Annotated in this window: 17 protein-coding genes and 4 tRNA genes; 1 reads left to right on the top strand and 20 read right to left on the bottom strand. The window is 36.7% G+C overall.

The genetic code is table 11. The annotated features are described in order from the left end of the window. Positions 1–2: 2 nt before the first annotated feature. The 16 genes from walR to AZF08_RS11325 all read right to left on the bottom strand — a co-directional run bounded on the left by walR (position 3) and on the right by AZF08_RS11325 (position 11,576). Entirely contained in the window at positions 3–710 is a 708-nt protein-coding gene (gene walR, locus AZF08_RS11400) for a cell wall metabolism DNA-binding response regulator WalR (protein WP_000971869.1), read from the bottom strand. 282 nt (positions 711–992) lie between these two features. Next, a tRNA-Phe gene (locus AZF08_RS11395) sits at positions 993–1,065 on the bottom strand. Positions 1,066–1,107: 42 nt separating this feature from the next. Beyond that, positions 1,108–1,183, bottom strand: a tRNA-Asp gene (locus AZF08_RS11390). A gap of 26 nt (positions 1,184–1,209) precedes the next feature. Then, positions 1,210–1,281 (bottom strand) — tRNA-Glu (locus AZF08_RS11385). 13 nt (positions 1,282–1,294) lie between these two features. After that, positions 1,295–1,370, bottom strand: a tRNA-Lys gene (locus AZF08_RS11380). Positions 1,371–1,531: 161 nt separating this feature from the next. Beyond that, positions 1,532–2,821, bottom strand: coding sequence for an adenylosuccinate synthase (locus AZF08_RS11375; RefSeq protein WP_033673534.1), 1,290 nt, complete (start codon positions 2,819–2,821; stop codon positions 1,532–1,534). A gap of 216 nt (positions 2,822–3,037) precedes the next feature. Continuing rightward, positions 3,038–4,399, bottom strand: coding sequence for a replicative DNA helicase (gene dnaB / locus AZF08_RS11370; RefSeq protein WP_033673535.1), 1,362 nt, complete (start codon positions 4,397–4,399; stop codon positions 3,038–3,040). Positions 4,400–4,426: 27 nt separating this feature from the next. Then, positions 4,427–4,873, bottom strand: a complete 447-nt coding sequence (gene rplI, locus AZF08_RS11365) for a 50S ribosomal protein L9 (protein WP_033673536.1) — start codon at positions 4,871–4,873, stop codon at positions 4,427–4,429. Next, on the bottom strand, positions 4,870–6,843 hold the full coding sequence (locus AZF08_RS11360; protein WP_033673537.1) for a DHH family phosphoesterase: 1,974 nt from the start codon (positions 6,841–6,843) through the stop codon (positions 4,870–4,872). Before AZF08_RS11360 ends, rplI begins: the two co-directional genes overlap by 4 nt. 96 nt (positions 6,844–6,939) lie before the next feature. Further along, positions 6,940–7,878 carry a YybS family protein gene (locus AZF08_RS11355; RefSeq protein WP_033673538.1) on the bottom strand — a complete coding sequence of 313 codons (939 nt, stop codon included), beginning with the start codon at positions 7,876–7,878 and terminating at the stop codon, positions 6,940–6,942. Between the two features lie 80 nt (positions 7,879–7,958). Beyond that, positions 7,959–8,195 (bottom strand): 30S ribosomal protein S18, encoded by a 237-nt coding sequence (gene rpsR / locus AZF08_RS11350; RefSeq protein WP_020059677.1) that lies wholly within the window; start codon positions 8,193–8,195, stop codon positions 7,959–7,961. Positions 8,196–8,239: 44 nt separating this feature from the next. Further along, positions 8,240–8,752, bottom strand: coding sequence for a single-stranded DNA-binding protein (gene ssb, locus AZF08_RS11345; protein ID WP_033673539.1), 513 nt, complete (start codon positions 8,750–8,752; stop codon positions 8,240–8,242). Positions 8,753–8,782: 30 nt separating this feature from the next. Continuing rightward, the gene (gene rpsF, locus AZF08_RS11340; protein WP_033673540.1) at positions 8,783–9,070 is read right to left on the bottom strand and encodes a 30S ribosomal protein S6; all 288 of its coding nucleotides are present in this window, start codon (positions 9,068–9,070) and stop codon (positions 8,783–8,785) included. A gap of 190 nt (positions 9,071–9,260) precedes the next feature. Continuing rightward, complete coding sequence (gene ychF / locus AZF08_RS11335; protein WP_033673541.1) at positions 9,261–10,361, bottom strand: redox-regulated ATPase YchF; 1,101 nt, start codon at positions 10,359–10,361, stop codon at positions 9,261–9,263. Positions 10,362–10,476: 115 nt separating this feature from the next. After that, on the bottom strand, positions 10,477–10,674 hold the full coding sequence (locus AZF08_RS11330; protein WP_033673542.1) for a DUF951 domain-containing protein: 198 nt from the start codon (positions 10,672–10,674) through the stop codon (positions 10,477–10,479). 20 nt (positions 10,675–10,694) lie between these two features. Beyond that, entirely contained in the window at positions 10,695–11,576 is an 882-nt protein-coding gene (locus AZF08_RS11325) for a mechanosensitive ion channel family protein (protein WP_033673543.1), read from the bottom strand. A gap of 305 nt (positions 11,577–11,881) precedes the next feature. Between AZF08_RS11325 and yyaC the strand changes: the two genes are divergently transcribed. Further along, entirely contained in the window at positions 11,882–12,478 is a 597-nt protein-coding gene (gene yyaC / locus AZF08_RS11320) for a spore protease YyaC (protein ID WP_033673544.1), read from the top strand. A 19-nt stretch (positions 12,479–12,497) separates the two neighbouring features. Here the strand turns inward: yyaC and AZF08_RS11315 are convergent, their stop codons facing one another. The 4 genes from AZF08_RS11315 to rsmG form a co-directional block, all read right to left on the bottom strand. Beyond that, positions 12,498–13,349 carry a ParB/RepB/Spo0J family partition protein gene (locus AZF08_RS11315; RefSeq protein WP_153019520.1) on the bottom strand — a complete coding sequence of 284 codons (852 nt, stop codon included), beginning with the start codon at positions 13,347–13,349 and terminating at the stop codon, positions 12,498–12,500. Next, the gene (gene soj, locus AZF08_RS11310) at positions 13,342–14,103 is read right to left on the bottom strand and encodes a sporulation initiation inhibitor protein Soj (protein ID WP_033673546.1); all 762 of its coding nucleotides are present in this window, start codon (positions 14,101–14,103) and stop codon (positions 13,342–13,344) included. Before soj ends, AZF08_RS11315 begins: the two co-directional genes overlap by 8 nt. 190 nt (positions 14,104–14,293) lie before the next feature. Continuing rightward, positions 14,294–15,166 carry a nucleoid occlusion protein gene (noc, locus tag AZF08_RS11305; RefSeq protein WP_033673547.1) on the bottom strand — a complete coding sequence of 291 codons (873 nt, stop codon included), beginning with the start codon at positions 15,164–15,166 and terminating at the stop codon, positions 14,294–14,296. A gap of 105 nt (positions 15,167–15,271) precedes the next feature. Further along, on the bottom strand, positions 15,272–15,991 hold the full coding sequence (gene rsmG, locus AZF08_RS11300) for a 16S rRNA (guanine(527)-N(7))-methyltransferase RsmG (RefSeq protein ID WP_033673548.1): 720 nt from the start codon (positions 15,989–15,991) through the stop codon (positions 15,272–15,274). Between the last annotated feature and the right edge of the window lie 4 nt (positions 15,992–15,995).

Genomic DNA, 15,995 nt, shown 5'->3' with positions numbered 1-15,995 from the left:
TACTATTCCTGCTCTGGATCACGCAAGTAATAACCTACTCCACGTCTTGTTACAATTAGAGTGGGATGACTCGGATTATCTTCAATTTTTTCACGTAAACGACGTACCGTTACATCTACTGTACGTACATCACCAAAGTAATCATACCCCCACACTGTTTGTAATAAATGCTCACGTGTCATAACTTGTCCTAAATGCTTTGCTAAATAATGAAGCAATTCAAATTCACGATGTGTAAGTTCGATATTTTCTTCTCGTTTCGTTACACTATATGCATTTGGATTAATGACAATTGGTCCAATAACCATTTCTGTATTCTCTTCTTTTTCTGCAGATCCGCCCTGTTGATGACGGCGTAAGTTTGCCTTTACACGTGCCAACAATTCTCTCGTACTAAATGGCTTTGTTACATAATCATCTGCACCAAGCTCAAGTCCCAATACCTTATCAATTTCAGAATCTTTTGCAGTCAGCATGATAATTGGCATTTCAGAGCTTTTACGTATTTCACGGCAAACCTCTAATCCATCTTTTCCAGGTAACATAATATCCAATAAAACCATATCTGGTTGTTCTTCGTTCGCCTTTTCAATTGCTTCATCGCCATCATGTGCCATTACAATTTCAAAACCTTCTTTTTCTAAATTGAATTTTAAAATATCTGCAATCGGCTTTTCATCATCAACGACTAAGATTTTCTTTCCCATCATCGTTTATTTCCTCCTAATAAAAATATGGTCAATCATCCTCAAACATACTGATGTTTATATAGTATACCTCTATATGACAGCACCCTTGTTTAAGTATTTTCTCCTCTATTCTCATAGAATCATGTATGATCCACTTTTACACGGAATCCTATACGATCTACAGAAAAACCTCTAGCTTCAACTGCTAGAGGCTCCTCATTCTATTGTAAAATAACTACTCTCATTTGTAAAATTGAACAATATAAAAAGGATATTAAGTGGGCCCACTTAATATCCTGAGAGTGGCTCGGGACGGAATCGAACCGCCGACACGAGGATTTTCAGTCCTCTGCTCTACCGACTGAGCTACCGAGCCAAAAAATATATATAAAACCACTAATGGTGGTATAAACAAAAGTGGCGGTCCCGACCGGGGTCGAACCGGCGATCTCCTGCGTGACAGGCAGGCATGTTAACCACTACACCACGGGACCACAAAATATATAAAAATAAAAAAACATGACCCGTACGGGATTCGAACCCGTGTTACCGCCGTGAAAGGGCGGTGTCTTAACCACTTGACCAACGGGCCACGAAAAATAAAATGGTGAGCCATGAAGGATTCGAACCTTCGACCCTCTGATTAAAAGTCAGATGCTCTACCAACTGAGCTAATGGCTCATACTCACCAACGTCATATTTTCGTGACGACAAGAGTTATCTTATCATAATATCATTTATCTTTGCAATACTTTTTTCTTATTTTTTATAAAAACAAGAAAAGAACCCATATCCACATGGGCTCTTTTTTAATATAAAGCATTTTTTATCAATGCCAATAATTAGATACCGTATACGTTACGAACAATATTTGTTTGGTTACGATCTGGTCCAACAGAGAACATAGATAATGGAATACCTGTTAATTGAGACACACGCTCTACGTAATGTCTTGCATTTTCAGGAAGCTCAGCTAAAGTTCTCATACCTGTAATATCTTCTGTCCAACCTGGAAGTTCTTCATATACTGGTTCACATTTCGCTAAAATGTTTAAGTTTGCTGGGAACTCATCGATTACTTCACCATTATATTTGTATGCTGTACAAATCTTCACAGTTGGAATACCTGTTAATACATCAATAGAATTCAATGATAAGTCCGTTAAACCACTTACACGACGAGCGTGTCTTACAACAACGCTATCAAACCAACCAACGCGACGTGGACGACCTGTTGTTGTACCGTATTCACGGCCAACTTCACGGATTTGGTGACCAATTTCATCATGAAGTTCCGTTGGGAACGGTCCATCACCAACACGGCTTGTATACGCCTTACATACACCTACAACACGGTTAATTTTAGAAGGGCCTACACCAGAACCAATTGTTACACCACCAGCAACTGGATTAGAAGATGTAACGAATGGATACGTACCTTGGTCAATATCAAGCATAACACCTTGTGCACCTTCAAATAACACGCGACGTCCTTCATCTAATGCATCATTTAATACAACAGATGTATCGCATACGTATTGCGCGATTTGTTGACCATACTCAAAATATTCTTCGAAAATCTCTTCCGCATTAAATCCTTCTGTATCGTACATTTTTTCAAATAAACGATTTTTTTCCGCAAGATTACGCTCAAGTTTTTCTTTAAATGACTCACGATCTAACAGGTCAGCCATACGGATACCTGTACGTGCAGCTTTGTCCATATATGCAGGACCGATACCTTTTTTCGTTGTACCAATTTTGTTGTCACCTTTACGTTCTTCTTCTAACTCATCTTGTTTTAAATGATAAGGTAAGATAACGTGTGCACGGTTACTAATACGTAAATTATCAGTGCTTACACCACGATCGTGTAAGTATTTTAATTCTACAAGTAAAGCTTTTGGATCAACTACCATACCGTTTCCGATTACACAAATTTTTTCTTTATAAAAAATACCCGATGGAATTAAGTGTAATTTATACTTAACGCCGCCAAAAACAATTGTATGTCCTGCGTTATTTCCACCTTGATATCTTGCAACTACTTCCGCATGCTCAGAAAGAAAGTCAGTAATTTTACCTTTTCCTTCATCGCCCCACTGTGTTCCTACAACTACTACTGAAGACATTATTCAAGCACCTCCGCAATTTTCAAACGATCTTTTCAAACAATATAATTGTACCAAAATGAAAAGAGAAGTCAATTTAAAAACGAACATTTTTTTATGTTTTATACTTTTCGTTCGTAAGAATTATTCATTTCCCTTATGAAAGCCCTATCTTTTATACTAAATAAAAAGAAACACATCTTATTATAAGAAATGTGTTTCTTTTTTATACTTTCCCTATGCCGGTGGTGCATGTCCATCATCAAAACGGCGCTCTAAGTTTACGAATTTGTTAAATTCCTTCACAAACGCAAGTTCTACAGAACCTACCGGACCATTACGCTGCTTTGCGATAATGATTTCAATCGTATTTTTATTTTCCGTTTCCCGATCATAGTAATCCTCACGATATAAGAACGCTACAATGTCGGCGTCCTGCTCAATACTTCCCGATTCACGAATATCAGACATCATAGGGCGCTTATCTTGACGAGATTCAACGCCACGAGATAACTGAGACAAGGCAATAACAGGCACTTGCAGCTCACGTGCGATTCCTTTTAATGTACGGGAAATTTCAGATACTTCCTGCTGACGGTTTTCACCTGATTTCCCACTTCCTTGAATAAGCTGCAAATAGTCAATTAGAATCATTCCAAGACCTTGTTCTTGCTTTAGCCTGCGGCATTTCGCCCTGATCTCACTCACCCGAATACCCGGTGTATCATCGATATATATACCAGCATTTGAAAGACTTCCCATTGCCATTGTCAACTTTGCCCAATCGTCTGAAGTTAAAGAACCTGTACGTAGCCTTTGCGCATCAATGTTTCCTTCTGCACAAAGCATACGCATGACAAGTTGATCAGCACCCATCTCTAAACTGAAAATCGCAACGTTTTCATCTGTTTTAGTCGCTACATTCTGCGCGATATTTAATGAAAAAGCCGTTTTTCCCACCGAAGGACGAGCTGCCACAATAATTAAATCGTTACGCTGAAATCCTGCCGTCATCTTATCTAATTCAGTAAATCCAGTCGGTATTCCTGTGACCTCACCTTTTTGATTATGCAAAAGTTCAATTTTATCATAAGCATCTACAAGAACATCCTTAATATTTTGGAACGCCTTTGTATTAGTCTGATGTGATACTTCTAGTATCTTTTTCTCTGCTTCGTTTAACAAACCTTCTACATCATCTTCACGTTCATAACCATCTGATACAATGTGAGTTGCAGTTCGAATCAAACGACGTAAAAGCGATTTTTCAGCGATAATACGAGCATAATATTCTACGTTAGCTGCTGTTGGGACAGCCTCCGCTAATTCCGCTAAATAAGAAACACCACCAACTTCTTCTAACAACCCCTGATCAGCAAGTGCTGCGGTTGCGGTAACTAAATCAATTGGTTCTCCTTTATCAGATAATCCAAGCATAACTTGAAAAATCTTTTGGTGCGCTGTCCGATAGAAAGATTCAGGTAGCAGCAGTTCTGAAGCCGAAGTTAACGCATCTTGATCGAGAAAGATAGCCCCTAAAACTGCTTGCTCAGCCTCTATATTATGCGGAGGGGTACGATCAGCAAGTACGTCACTCATACGCAATCCTCCTTGCCTAACTTATTTTTATTGTTCACTAACATGAACCTTTACTGTTGCTGTTACTTGTGGATGCAATTTTACAGTTACATTTGTATAACCTAATGCACGGATTGCATCAGCCATTTCAAACTTACGTTTATCCAACTTAATATTGTGCGCTTTTTGCATCGCGTCTACAATTTGCTTACTTGTAATAGAACCGAATAAACGACCACCCTCACCTGATTTTGCTTTCAATTCTACTGTTAACTGTTCTAAAGTTTCTTTTAGTTTCTTCGCATTTTCAAGCTCAGCTGCTGCATCTTTTTCTTCTTTACGTTTTTGTGCATCAAGTGTCTTCATGCTACTATTTGTCGCTTCAGCAGCTAGCCCTTGTTTTAGCAAGAAGTTATTCGCATAACCATCTGGTACGTTTTTTACTTCTCCTTTTTTCCCTTTACCTTTTACATCTTTTAGAAAAATCACCTTCATGATTGTATGCCTCCCTGTAAATAGTCATCAATAACAAATTGAAGTTTATCTTCAGCTTCATCTACTGTTACATTTTTCATTTGTGTAGCGGCATTCGTTAAGTGCCCACCGCCACCTAGGTTTTCCATGATTAGCTGTACATTCACTTCTCCTAAAGAACGTCCACTAATCCCAATAAAACTTTCCCCACGTTTTGCAATGACAAATGAAGCTATTATTCCAGTCATCGTCAGCAACGTATCAGCTGATTGTGCAATTAGCACTTGATCGTAATATTCCTCACCATCTACTTTAGCAATAGCAATTCCATTTTTATAAATGTACGCATTTTGAATTGTTTTTGCAACTCGTAAATATTGCTTCATATCTTCTTTTAACAGCTCCTGTACCAGAACTGTATCCGCTCCATGTGAACGGAGATAGGAAGCCGCATCAAATGTACGAGCACCCGTACGAAATGTAAAGCTTTTCGTATCTACTATAATGCCCGCAAGTAAAGCTGTCGCTTCTAACATCGTCATCTTTAAACGCTTCGGCTGATATTCAAGAAGCTCTGTTACAAGCTCAGCTGTCGAAGAAGCATACGGCTCCATATATACGAGAAGAGGGTCTTCAATAAATTCTTCACCACGACGATGATGGTCAATTACAACTACATTTTCAATTTTATGCAGGAGTTTTTCCTCCATTACCATCGAGGGCTTATGCGTATCAACAACAACAAGTAATGAATCTTCCGTTGCAAATTCCATCGCCTGCTGCGGTGTAATAAAACGAGACCATAAATCCTCATTTTGTTTAACTTTATCCATTAAACGTTTGATCCCCTTATCAGAATCATTCTCGTCTAATACGATGTATCCTTCACGCTCGTTTAACTGCGCTACCTTTAAGATTCCAATAGCTGCACCAATTGCATCCATATCTGGGGCTCTATGACCCATTATAAGAACATTACTGCTCTCTAATACTAAATCTTTTAATGCATGAGAGATAACCCTTGCACGTACACGTGTACGTTTTTCAACTGGATTCGTCTTACCACCATAGAATTTCACTTTACCCGTTGCTTGTTTAATAGCTACTTGGTCTCCACCTCTTCCTAATGCGAGGTCTAAACCAGACTGCGCCATTGATCCAAGTTCCGATAAAGATAAATCACCTGATCCAACACCAACACTTAATGTAAGTGGAATGTTTCGTTTTGACGTCTCTTCACGTACTTGATCTAAAATATCGAACTTTCCTTTCTCCATTTGCGTCAAAATACTTTCATTTAACACAACAAAAAATCTCTCTGAAGAAGCTCGTTTTAAATACGCACCATATTTAATGGCCCACTCATTTAAGCGTGATGTCACAAGACTTGTTATATTTGTGCGTAATTGATCATCTAACCCTTGTGTCACTTCGTCATAGTTATCCAAATAAATGACCGCTAGAACCGTACGCTGGTCCTCATACATCTTTTCAATCTCCGTTTGTTCCGTTACATCGAAGAAGTAAATTAATTTTTCTTCTTTTCTTACAAATACACGGAACTTACGATTGTTTAAAGATACGATATCATCCGCTGTTTCCCCTTTAATAAAAAGAAGTAACGTTTCTGATATATCATAGAGATGCCATCCTGCTAAAGAATGTTGTCCTAAACAAGAAGACAAATAAGGATTTGCCCAATCAATTCCATAATCCTTATTGTATAACAAAATACCGATTGGCATTTGATTAAATGCTTCGTTACTCACTTTCTTTACCCTTGTAACCATATCCGTTGTATACTTTTCGAAATTCCTCTGGAAGGCAAGTTCGAATCGAATGACAAAAAAGAGGACAATACAAAAAATAAAAAAAGCGGCCATCCCCATCATCCAGTGAAAATAACCGAGAATGGTAATAAGTACAAACATAAAAAATGCCAATACATAAACAGGATATAAAAACCTCTGTCTCTTATAAAATTCAGGCATGTATCCAACTCCTATAAAGTAAAACTAACCCAAATAAAAAGGAATTTACTTTTCACTATCAGCTAGTCGAACAAATTAAACACCCTCAAGTTCTACCTATTTTGATTGTATTTTAGAACGTAAAGAAAAGCCTAAATCAATTATACCTAAGATTGTCACAAGAGGAAACAACATAGGAACAAACAGAAATAAAACAAAAATAATAATAGGAACAGCTTTTGGATAACCCTTTAAATGTACAAAAAAGGCTATACATGAAAAACCTTGAAATACGAGTAACAATGAAAAGATAGCGTATAGATTAGAGAATGCCATATCTAAATATGAACCTGATTCTACCTTCATAAACATCGAAAGCAAAATAAGTATAACGTAATACCAGACAATCCCTTTTGGCAGTTGCATATTTCGAAACTTAGGCCAGGGTGTTACAGTATACTTCAACCTTCTTAAAACATTCCCTGCCATCAATACCGTTATCCAAGAAAAGACGAAAGAAACCATTACAAGCAAACTTGGCAGGAGAACCCTGATCATATCGCTAAACTGTCCAAATAAATCTTTTTGCTCTTTCGTAATCGGTGCACCGGCAACTTTCATTATCTTCTCACTTTGTTCTATTCCTTCTTTAAACACATCTTGCATTTGCTTAATTAAATCTATGTTAAAAAGTTTTATACTTACAACATAAATAAGAACAAAACTAAACAAATATGCAAGCATTCCAACTAACAATATTTCTACTGGTCTTTTTTTCTTTTTATACATATATCCTAGAGCAACACCTATTAAACCAGACATACATGTATTCACAAGACTAAGCGGCGAACTAACAATAATAGTAACAAGAAGTGCAGCTGTAAAAAGCATACACGTACTAGAAAACGGGTACCTTACCATAAACAACAAAAACGGTAAAGGTAAAGCAAATAATGCAACAGTACTTACAACTGGAATATATAGGGATATTAAAAGCAATACCGCATAAACTGCTAATAAAACCGCTCCCTCTGTAATGAGCCTTGTACGTTTCATCTTTTATCCTCTCTTTCTAAAAAGAAAAGCATAGCAAAATGCACAGTAGAGTAAAACTCTACTGTGCATTTTATACGCTACTATTCACCAACATATGGTAAAAGTGCCATTTGACGAGCACGTTTAATCGCAACTGTTAGTTTACGTTGATATTTCGCGCTAGTTCCTGTTACACGACGAGGTAAAATTTTACCACGTTCAGAAACAAAGCGTTTTAGTAAATCTACATCTTTATAGTCGATACGAGTGATACCGTTAGATGTGAAGAAACACACCTTACGACGTTTCGCACGTCCACCTTTGCGTCCTCCTGCCATGTTCATTTCCCTCCATTCTGTTTTAAAATTACCGATCTATACCATTAGAATGGTAAATCGTCGTCCGAAATGTCTATCGGTTGACCCACGTTTGAAAATGGATCATCATTCTTTGTAAATCCAGAGTTACCTGAGTTACCTGAATTACTAGATTGACCAAATGGGTTAGAGCCTTGGTTACCGTAACCAGCTCCTGATGGCTGCTGATTGAATGAACCGCGTTGCTCCCCACCGCCATTACGCGGCTCTAAAAATTGTACGTTCTCCGCAAGAACTTCTGTCACATATACACGTTTACCATCTTGTCCCTCGTAATTACGAGTTTGAAGACGTCCATCTACGCCTGCTAAACTACCCTTTTTCAAATAATTCGCCACGTTCTCTGCTTGTTTACGCCATATTACACAGTTAATAAAGTCAGCTTCACGCTCACCTTGCTGATTCGTAAATGCGCGATTCACAGCTAACGTGAAAGTAGCTACTGCAACACCATTGGGCGTGTAACGTAAGTCAGGGTCCTTAGTTAAACGACCAACGAGGATAACACGATTCATCAATCGAACCACTCTCCCTATATATCTTAATTATTATTCTTCGTTTTTAACAACGATGTGACGCATGATGTCTTCGTTGATCTTAGCTAAACGATCGAATTCTGTAACAGCTTCTGTGTTAGAATTTACGTTTAAGATCACGTAGAAACCATCACGTAAGTCGTTGATTTCGTAAGCTAAACGACGCTTACCCCACTCTTTCGTGTTAATGATTTCTGCACCATTACTAGTTAAAACGCCTGCGAAGCGCTCAACTAAAGCTTTTTGAGCTTCTTCCTCCATGTTTGGACGGATGATGTACATGATTTCGTACTTTTTCATTACACTTTCACCTCCTTTTGGTCTAAACGGCCCATATTGGGCAAGGAGCAATTAATTATAGTAATTACTCACGAGTTTAGATTATATCATAGTAGGTTAGATGAATCAACTAACCAATAAATAAAAAGCTTGGCAAACATATGATATATTTGCCAAACTTTTATTTTTATTTTTTCCTAGGAAATAAAAACTACACATTAAAGCGGAAGTGCATAACATCTCCGTCTTTTACAATGTACTCTTTTCCTTCTAAACGTACTTTTCCAGCTTCCTTAGCCGCTGTCATAGAACCGTTCTCCATTAAGTCATCGTATGAAACTGTTTCAGCACGGATAAATCCACGTTCGAAGTCCGTATGGATAACACCAGCACATTGCGGTGCTTTCATGCCTTGTTTAAACGTCCATGCACGTACTTCTTGTACACCAGCTGTGAAATAAGTCGCTAAACCTAATAAATCATATGCAGCACGAATTAACTGGTCTAAACCTGATTCTTCAATACCTAGCTCTTCAAGGAAGACCTTTTTCTCTTCCTCATCTAATTCAGCAATTTCTGATTCGATTTTCGCACATACAACAATTACTTGCGAATTTTCTTTTGCTGCAAATTCTTTTACGATTTTTACATATTCATTTTCAGATGGATCCATGATATCATCTTCACTTACGTTTGCTACATAAAGCATTTCTTTTGTTGTCAATAAGTGAAGACCTTTAACAACCTTCATTTGCTCTTCAGTAAATTCAACTGTACGAGCTGGTTTTCCCTCTTCAAACGCTTCTTTTAAGCGAACTAAAATTTCATGTTCATAAACTGCTTCTTTATCCTTTTGTCTTGCTAATTTTGCTACACGCTCAATGCGCTTATCAACAGATTCTAAATCCGCTAAAATTAATTCCAAGTTGATTGTTTCAATATCATCAATTGGATCTACTTTTCCTGAAACATGTGTAATATTTTCATCTTCAAAACAGCGAACAACTTGGCAAATCGCATCTACCTGGCGAATATGAGATAAGAACTTATTTCCTAACCCTTCACCTTTACTTGCGCCTTTTACGATACCTGCGATATCAGTAAATTCAAATACAGTTGGAACAGTTTTTTTCGGTTCTACTAGTTCCGTTAATTTATTTAAGCGCTCATCTGGTACTTCTACAATCCCTACGTTCGGATCAATTGTACAGAATGGATAGTTTGCAGATTCTGCTCCTGCTTGTGTAATTGCATTAAATAATGTTGATTTTCCTACGTTAGGTAAGCCAACAATCCCAGCCGTTAATCCCATATTTTTCACTCCTATGTCTCAATCTTCCATCATTATAGATAGTAACGTATAAAATGACAAGTTCCCTAAAATTCAAAAAAAGTAACAGTCGCCTGAGACAACCGTTACTTTTTTTCTATTCTTCGTGCTTTACAAGCACCTTTTTCACCTTACGATCAAACTCTCTTCGAGGAATCATTACCGAATGGCCACATCCCTCGCACTTAATGCGGATATCCATTCCCATACGAATAATTTTCCAACGATTTGCACCACAAGGATGGGCTTTTTTCATTTCCACAACATCGTACAAGTTATATTGCTTTTGCTCCACTCTCCAAACTCCTCTCACCACTAATTTGCTTTAGCACTATTCATCTCTTCACGATTATATAAAACCATACGCGGATATGGAATTTCAATACCATGTAAATCAAGGCGATTTTTAATCTCTTTACGAAGAGCCCTAGCAATAATCGCATGCTTCATTGGTTCTACTTCAGAAATAACACGTAATACAACTTCAGATGCAGCAAGTGTTTGAACTCCTAACAATTCTGGTTTCGCTACCATTTCTTCATATTTTGCAGGTAATTCTTCTAATAAATCTTCAATAACCTGTTCCGCCCTTGTTATGTCACCTTCATAGGAGATAGATACATCAACAAATGCTACACTATTGCTAATAGAAAAGTTTGTTACTTGCGTAATCCCTCCATTAGGTAAAATATGAACTTCTCCCGTCCAACTTTTTATCTTCGTTGTACGCAATCCAATTTCTAAAACTACACCTTCAATTTGACCAATACGAACATAATCACCAACTGAAAATTGATCTTCTAACAAAATAAACAATCCTGTAATAACATCTTTCACTAAACTTTGAGCACCAAAACCGACTGCTAAACCGATTACCCCGGCACCGGCCAATAAACCTGATGCGTTAATATTAAATACCCCTAGAATTGCAATTAACATAATAAACATAACAACGTATGCTACAATATTTTCAAGTAACTTAGCTACCGTAACTGTACGACGTTCTGAAATCTGGATTGGTGAGCGACTTCCCATGCGAAACGCATTTCTAACAATCGCTCTCGCAACGCGCACTACTATCGCACCAGCTATTAAAATAACCAAAATTTTTAACGTTACAATCCCAACATACTCCCATCGATCTGAGTCCATTAAATATCGTTTAATGGCATCAAACCATTGATTTAATACGTTCATATCATTCTACCTCTCCAACAAAATTTTCTTTTTATTCATTTTTTATTGTATCAGAAGTTTTCCCTATTTCTGAAAAAATTTTTTACATTGTATTTTTTATTTACTCACTAGGATTAAGGTATAAAATGGAGTGATTATATATATACTAGTACTAGTATTTCAAGTTTTACAAACAGTTCACACAAGTAAATTTTTCCTCTACACCAAAGATTAATCTCCCAATTACTAAGACCTTCTAAAATAAAACTTATGACTAGAAATTTTTCACATTGGATTATCAAATTTATCAAAAGGATGGATGCTTCATGAATATCAGAAGTTTTCGCTTACCTTTTTTTGAAAAAGAATCACAAAATGTTATGCACCACGATTCAGGAGCCTCCGAAGAAATTAGTGATTTTTTACTCTCACATATCCCTATCAAACAAACTACATCCCTCACTCTAATATGTATTGGAACAGACCGATCAACAGGTGATGCACTAGGTCCCTTGGTCGGAGCAAAACTCGAACAGCTGGACATTCAAAATTTTCATGTCTTTGGCACGCTTGATGAACCAATTCATGCACTAAATCTCGAAGAAAGCATTGAGAAAATACAATCTGCTAATCCAGAATCTTTTATCATCGCAATTGATGCTTGTCTTGGGAAATCTCAGAATATCGGTTCCATAACTGTTGGCGAAGGACCTAGTAAACCCGGAGCAGCAATGAACAAAAAGTTACCAGCAGTTGGAAATTTACACATACATGGCATTGTAAACTTAAATGGTTTCATGGAGTTTTTTGTTCTTCAAAATACACGATTAAGTCTTGTGATGAAAATGGCTGATGTTATTGCCCAAAGCATAAAAGAAACCGATCAAAAACTATCTGCATTAAAAAAAGCAAACCATCCATAAGTAAAAAGATGGTTTGCTTTTAATTTTCCTTTGATAATAATTCCAAAATGCGATTTAGATCTTCTTTATTAAAGAATTCTATTTCAATTTTCCCCTTTTCTTTCTTTGTTTCTTTAATTTTTACACCTGTACCAAATTTTTCTCTTAATAGCGTCTCACGCTCTTCGAAAAATATATTTCTTTCTTTCGGTATTTTCTTTGTTTCACGTGAAACTCGCTGATTAATTTGTTGAACAATTTGCTCCAATTGTCTAACATTCAAACCTTCTTTTTCAATACGTTTTAATAAAGATTTTAACTGTTCTTCATCTTTTATTGTAAGTAGCGTCCTACCATGCGCCATCGATAACTTTCCACTTGCAATCATCTCTTGAACAAATGAGGGAAGGGTAAGTAATCGAATATAATTTGCAATATATGGTCTACTTTTCCCAAGACGTTTTGCTAATTGTTCTTGGGTCACACTCAGTTCATCCATAAGCAGTTGATATGCAACCGCTTCTTCCATCGGATTTAAGTCCTCACGTTGTAAATTTTCAAGTAGAGCAAATTCCATCATTTGCTGTTCGTTTAAACTTCGCACCACAGCTGGTACTGTTTCAAGACGCGCCTCTTTTGCAGCCCGGTATCTACGTTCTCCAGCAACAATTTCATATCCTTTAATACTTTTCCTTACAATTAAAGGTTGTAAAATACCATGTTCTTTAATAGATGCGGCCAATTCTTGAATCGCTTCTTCTTGAAAGTTCTTACGTGGTTGATAGGGGTTTGGCCTTAATTCAGTTACTGTAATTTCTTGAATTGTTTCTTCCTCTTTCACATCTAAATCAGGAAAAAATGCATTAATTCCTCGTCCTAGTCCTTTAGCCACCTGCAATCACTTCCTCTGCCAAATCTATATAAACTTCGGCTCCCCTTGATTTAGCATCATACTGCATAATTGGTTTCCCATGACTTGGTGCCTCGCTTAAACGAACATTACGCGGAATAATAGAACGATATACTTTATCTCTAAAATATTTTTTTACTTCATCTATAACTTGAATCCCTAAATTTGTACGTGCATCTAACATTGTTAGCAATACACCTTGAATTGCTAAATTTTTATTTAAATGTTTTTGCACAAGTCGAACTGTATTTAGTAATTGACTTAACCCTTCCAAAGCGTAGTATTCACACTGAACAGGAATAATAACAGAGTCTGCTGCTGTTAATGCATTAATTGTTAATAAACCTAAGGATGGTGGACAATCAATAATAATATAATCATATTCGTCACGAATTGACTGCAAAGCCCTCTGCAAACGAACTTCCCGGGAAATGGTTGGAACCAGTTCAATTTCTGCACCTGCCAATTGAATGGTAGCGGGTAGAACATCTAAGTTTTCAGTTGCGGTTTTCTGTATAACTCCTCGAACGTCAGCATCTTCTACAAGAACATTATAAATACATTGATCTAATTCAGATTTTTCAATCCCTACACCAGTCGTTGCGTTTCCTTGAGCATCGATGTCTACAAGAAGCACTTTCTTTCCCACTTGTGCCATTCCAGCTCCTAAATTAACCGATGTTGTTGTTTTTCCAACACCGCCTTTTTGATTAGCAATAGCAATGATTTTCCCCATGATGTCACCTACTTTCAACCTTTCTATCTTATTCTAAAAATAATTATGTTTATTGTAACATGAAATAAAACTTTTTCTTTTACGTCCTTATTAAACTTCAAAATTTATTTCTAAACTCCTTCTTCATTTAACAAGAAAAATATAGTAAAAGAGACCTATCCAAAAGGATAAGGCCCCTATCATATATCCATTACTTTTTTTTAGGAATTTTAATCGTAATTTGATAATACTCATCAAATTCCTCTTCTTCCGAATTTACATTTAAACCGCTATTTGCAACCATTTGCAGTGATTGCCTAATCGTATTCATCGCAATTCGCATATCACGACTCACTGCTTTTTGTTTCGTTTTACGCTTTGGTTTTACTTCCTCTAATAGCTTTGCAATACGCTCTTCAGTCTGTTTTACATTCAATTGTTTTTCCACAATTTCTTGTAAAACCTTTAGTTGTAGTTCCTCATTTTTCAAAGGAATAAGGGCACGAGCATGACGTTCTGTAATACTCTTTTCTAGTAATGACCTTTTAATTTCTTCAGGCAATTTTAATAATCGCAATTTATTTGCGATTGTCGATTGTCCCTTTCCGAGCCTTTGTGCCAATGCCTCTTGTGTTAAATTATGTAACTCAATCAGCTTTTGATAGGCAACAGCTTCTTCAATTGCCGTTAATTCTTCACGTTGCAAGTTCTCGATCAAAGCAACAGAAGCTGTTTCTGTATCATTTAAATTTTTAATAATTGACGGAACTTTTTCCCATCCTAATTTTGTTGCAGCACGGAAGCGTCTTTCCCCGGCAATAATTTCGTACTTATCTTCTTCATATTGCCTCAAAACAATTGGCTGGATTAGTCCATGTGTGCGAATAGTTAGAGCCAGTTCTTCAATACGTGCATCATCAAAAACCGTACGTGGTTGATAACGATTGGGGATGATATTAGCTATCGGAATTTGTTGTATTTCTTCATGTATTTTTTCATCTATTTCTTCATGGCTTTCGTTTTGTAATTCGAATTCGCTCTCTTTATCACCAAAGCCAAACAAACGAGAAAACGTACTTTTCATACATATTCCACCACCTTTGGGCCTATTGAATGTTCTACATAAAAATGTTTCCTATGAAACATTTACGTTTTCATTTATATAATTTAATCTTACGTCTAATAAGATTTATTTTTCAATAGGTAATTTATTTGGTGTCCCTGGCTTACGCGGATATTTCTTTGGTGTTTTGCGCTTTTTCTCAATTGATAAAATGTTACGTTCACTTTCTTCAAATGGTAATTGGAACGTAGACATCACTTTTAACTCACCGCCAAGTACTTCTAAAGCATACTTACCATTTTCAATCTCCTCATTGGCAGCCGCGCCTTTCATTGCAATAAATGTTCCACCTACTTTTACAAGTGGTAAACATAACTCACTCAGTACAGATAGACGAGCTACAGCACGAGCCATGACAATATCATAGGATTCACGTACATCTTCTTTTTTCCCAAATGTTTCAGCGCGATCATGACAAAACGCAACATCACTTAATTCTAACTTTTGTGCTAAGTGATTTAAAAAGTTAATGCGTTTTTGCAGCGAATCAACAATTGTTATTTTTAAATGTGGGAAACAGATTTTTAATGGAATGCTTGGAAATCCTGCACCTGCACCGACATCACAAATAGAAAATGGTTTCGAAAAATCATAATAAAAAGCAGCCGTAATTGAGTCGAAAAAGTGCTTTAAATACACTTCTTCTTTCTCCGTAATAGCTGTTAAATTCATTTTCTCATTCCATTCTACTAACGTTTCAAAGTAGATTTCGAATTGCTCTAATTGCCTAGGAGAAAGAGTAATTCCTCTTTCTCCTAGCATAGATTGGAATTGTTCTATGTTCATCTTG

It is taken from the genome of Bacillus gaemokensis (genome assembly GCF_001590835.1).
Taxonomy (GTDB): domain Bacteria; phylum Bacillota; class Bacilli; order Bacillales; family Bacillaceae_G; genus Bacillus_A; species Bacillus_A gaemokensis.
Note: the sequence above shows the minus strand (reverse complement) of the source record. Positions and strands in the feature narration are given on the sequence as shown.

Excerpts from the sequence above, each read along its gene's own strand:
- noc (WP_033673547.1), bottom strand. The coding sequence starts at position 15,166 with ATGAAAAGTACGTTTTCTCGTTTGTTTGGCTTTGGTGATAAAGAGAGC.
- rpsR (WP_020059677.1), bottom strand. The coding sequence starts at position 8,195 with ATGGCAGGAGGACGCAAAGGTGGACGTGCGAAACGTCGTAAGGTGTGT.
- walR (WP_000971869.1), bottom strand. The coding sequence starts at position 710 with ATGATGGGAAAGAAAATCTTAGTCGTTGATGATGAAAAGCCGATTGCA.
- rpsF (WP_033673540.1), bottom strand. The coding sequence starts at position 9,070 with ATGAAAAAGTACGAAATCATGTACATCATCCGTCCAAACATGGAGGAA.
- rplI (WP_033673536.1), bottom strand. The coding sequence starts at position 4,873 with ATGAAGGTGATTTTTCTAAAAGATGTAAAAGGTAAAGGGAAAAAAGGA.
- yyaC (WP_033673544.1), top strand. The coding sequence starts at position 11,882 with ATGAATATCAGAAGTTTTCGCTTACCTTTTTTTGAAAAAGAATCACAA.
- AZF08_RS11375 (WP_033673534.1), bottom strand. The coding sequence starts at position 2,821 with ATGTCTTCAGTAGTAGTTGTAGGAACACAGTGGGGCGATGAAGGAAAA.
- dnaB (WP_033673535.1), bottom strand. The coding sequence starts at position 4,399 with ATGAGTGACGTACTTGCTGATCGTACCCCTCCGCATAATATAGAGGCT.
- rsmG (WP_033673548.1), bottom strand. The coding sequence starts at position 15,991 with ATGAACATAGAACAATTCCAATCTATGCTAGGAGAAAGAGGAATTACT.
- soj (WP_033673546.1), bottom strand. The coding sequence starts at position 14,103 with ATGGGGAAAATCATTGCTATTGCTAATCAAAAAGGCGGTGTTGGAAAA.
- ychF (WP_033673541.1), bottom strand. The coding sequence starts at position 10,361 with ATGGGATTAACGGCTGGGATTGTTGGCTTACCTAACGTAGGAAAATCA.
- AZF08_RS11360 (WP_033673537.1), bottom strand. The coding sequence starts at position 6,843 with ATGCCTGAATTTTATAAGAGACAGAGGTTTTTATATCCTGTTTATGTA.
- AZF08_RS11355 (WP_033673538.1), bottom strand. The coding sequence starts at position 7,878 with ATGAAACGTACAAGGCTCATTACAGAGGGAGCGGTTTTATTAGCAGTT.
- AZF08_RS11325 (WP_033673543.1), bottom strand. The coding sequence starts at position 11,576 with ATGAACGTATTAAATCAATGGTTTGATGCCATTAAACGATATTTAATG.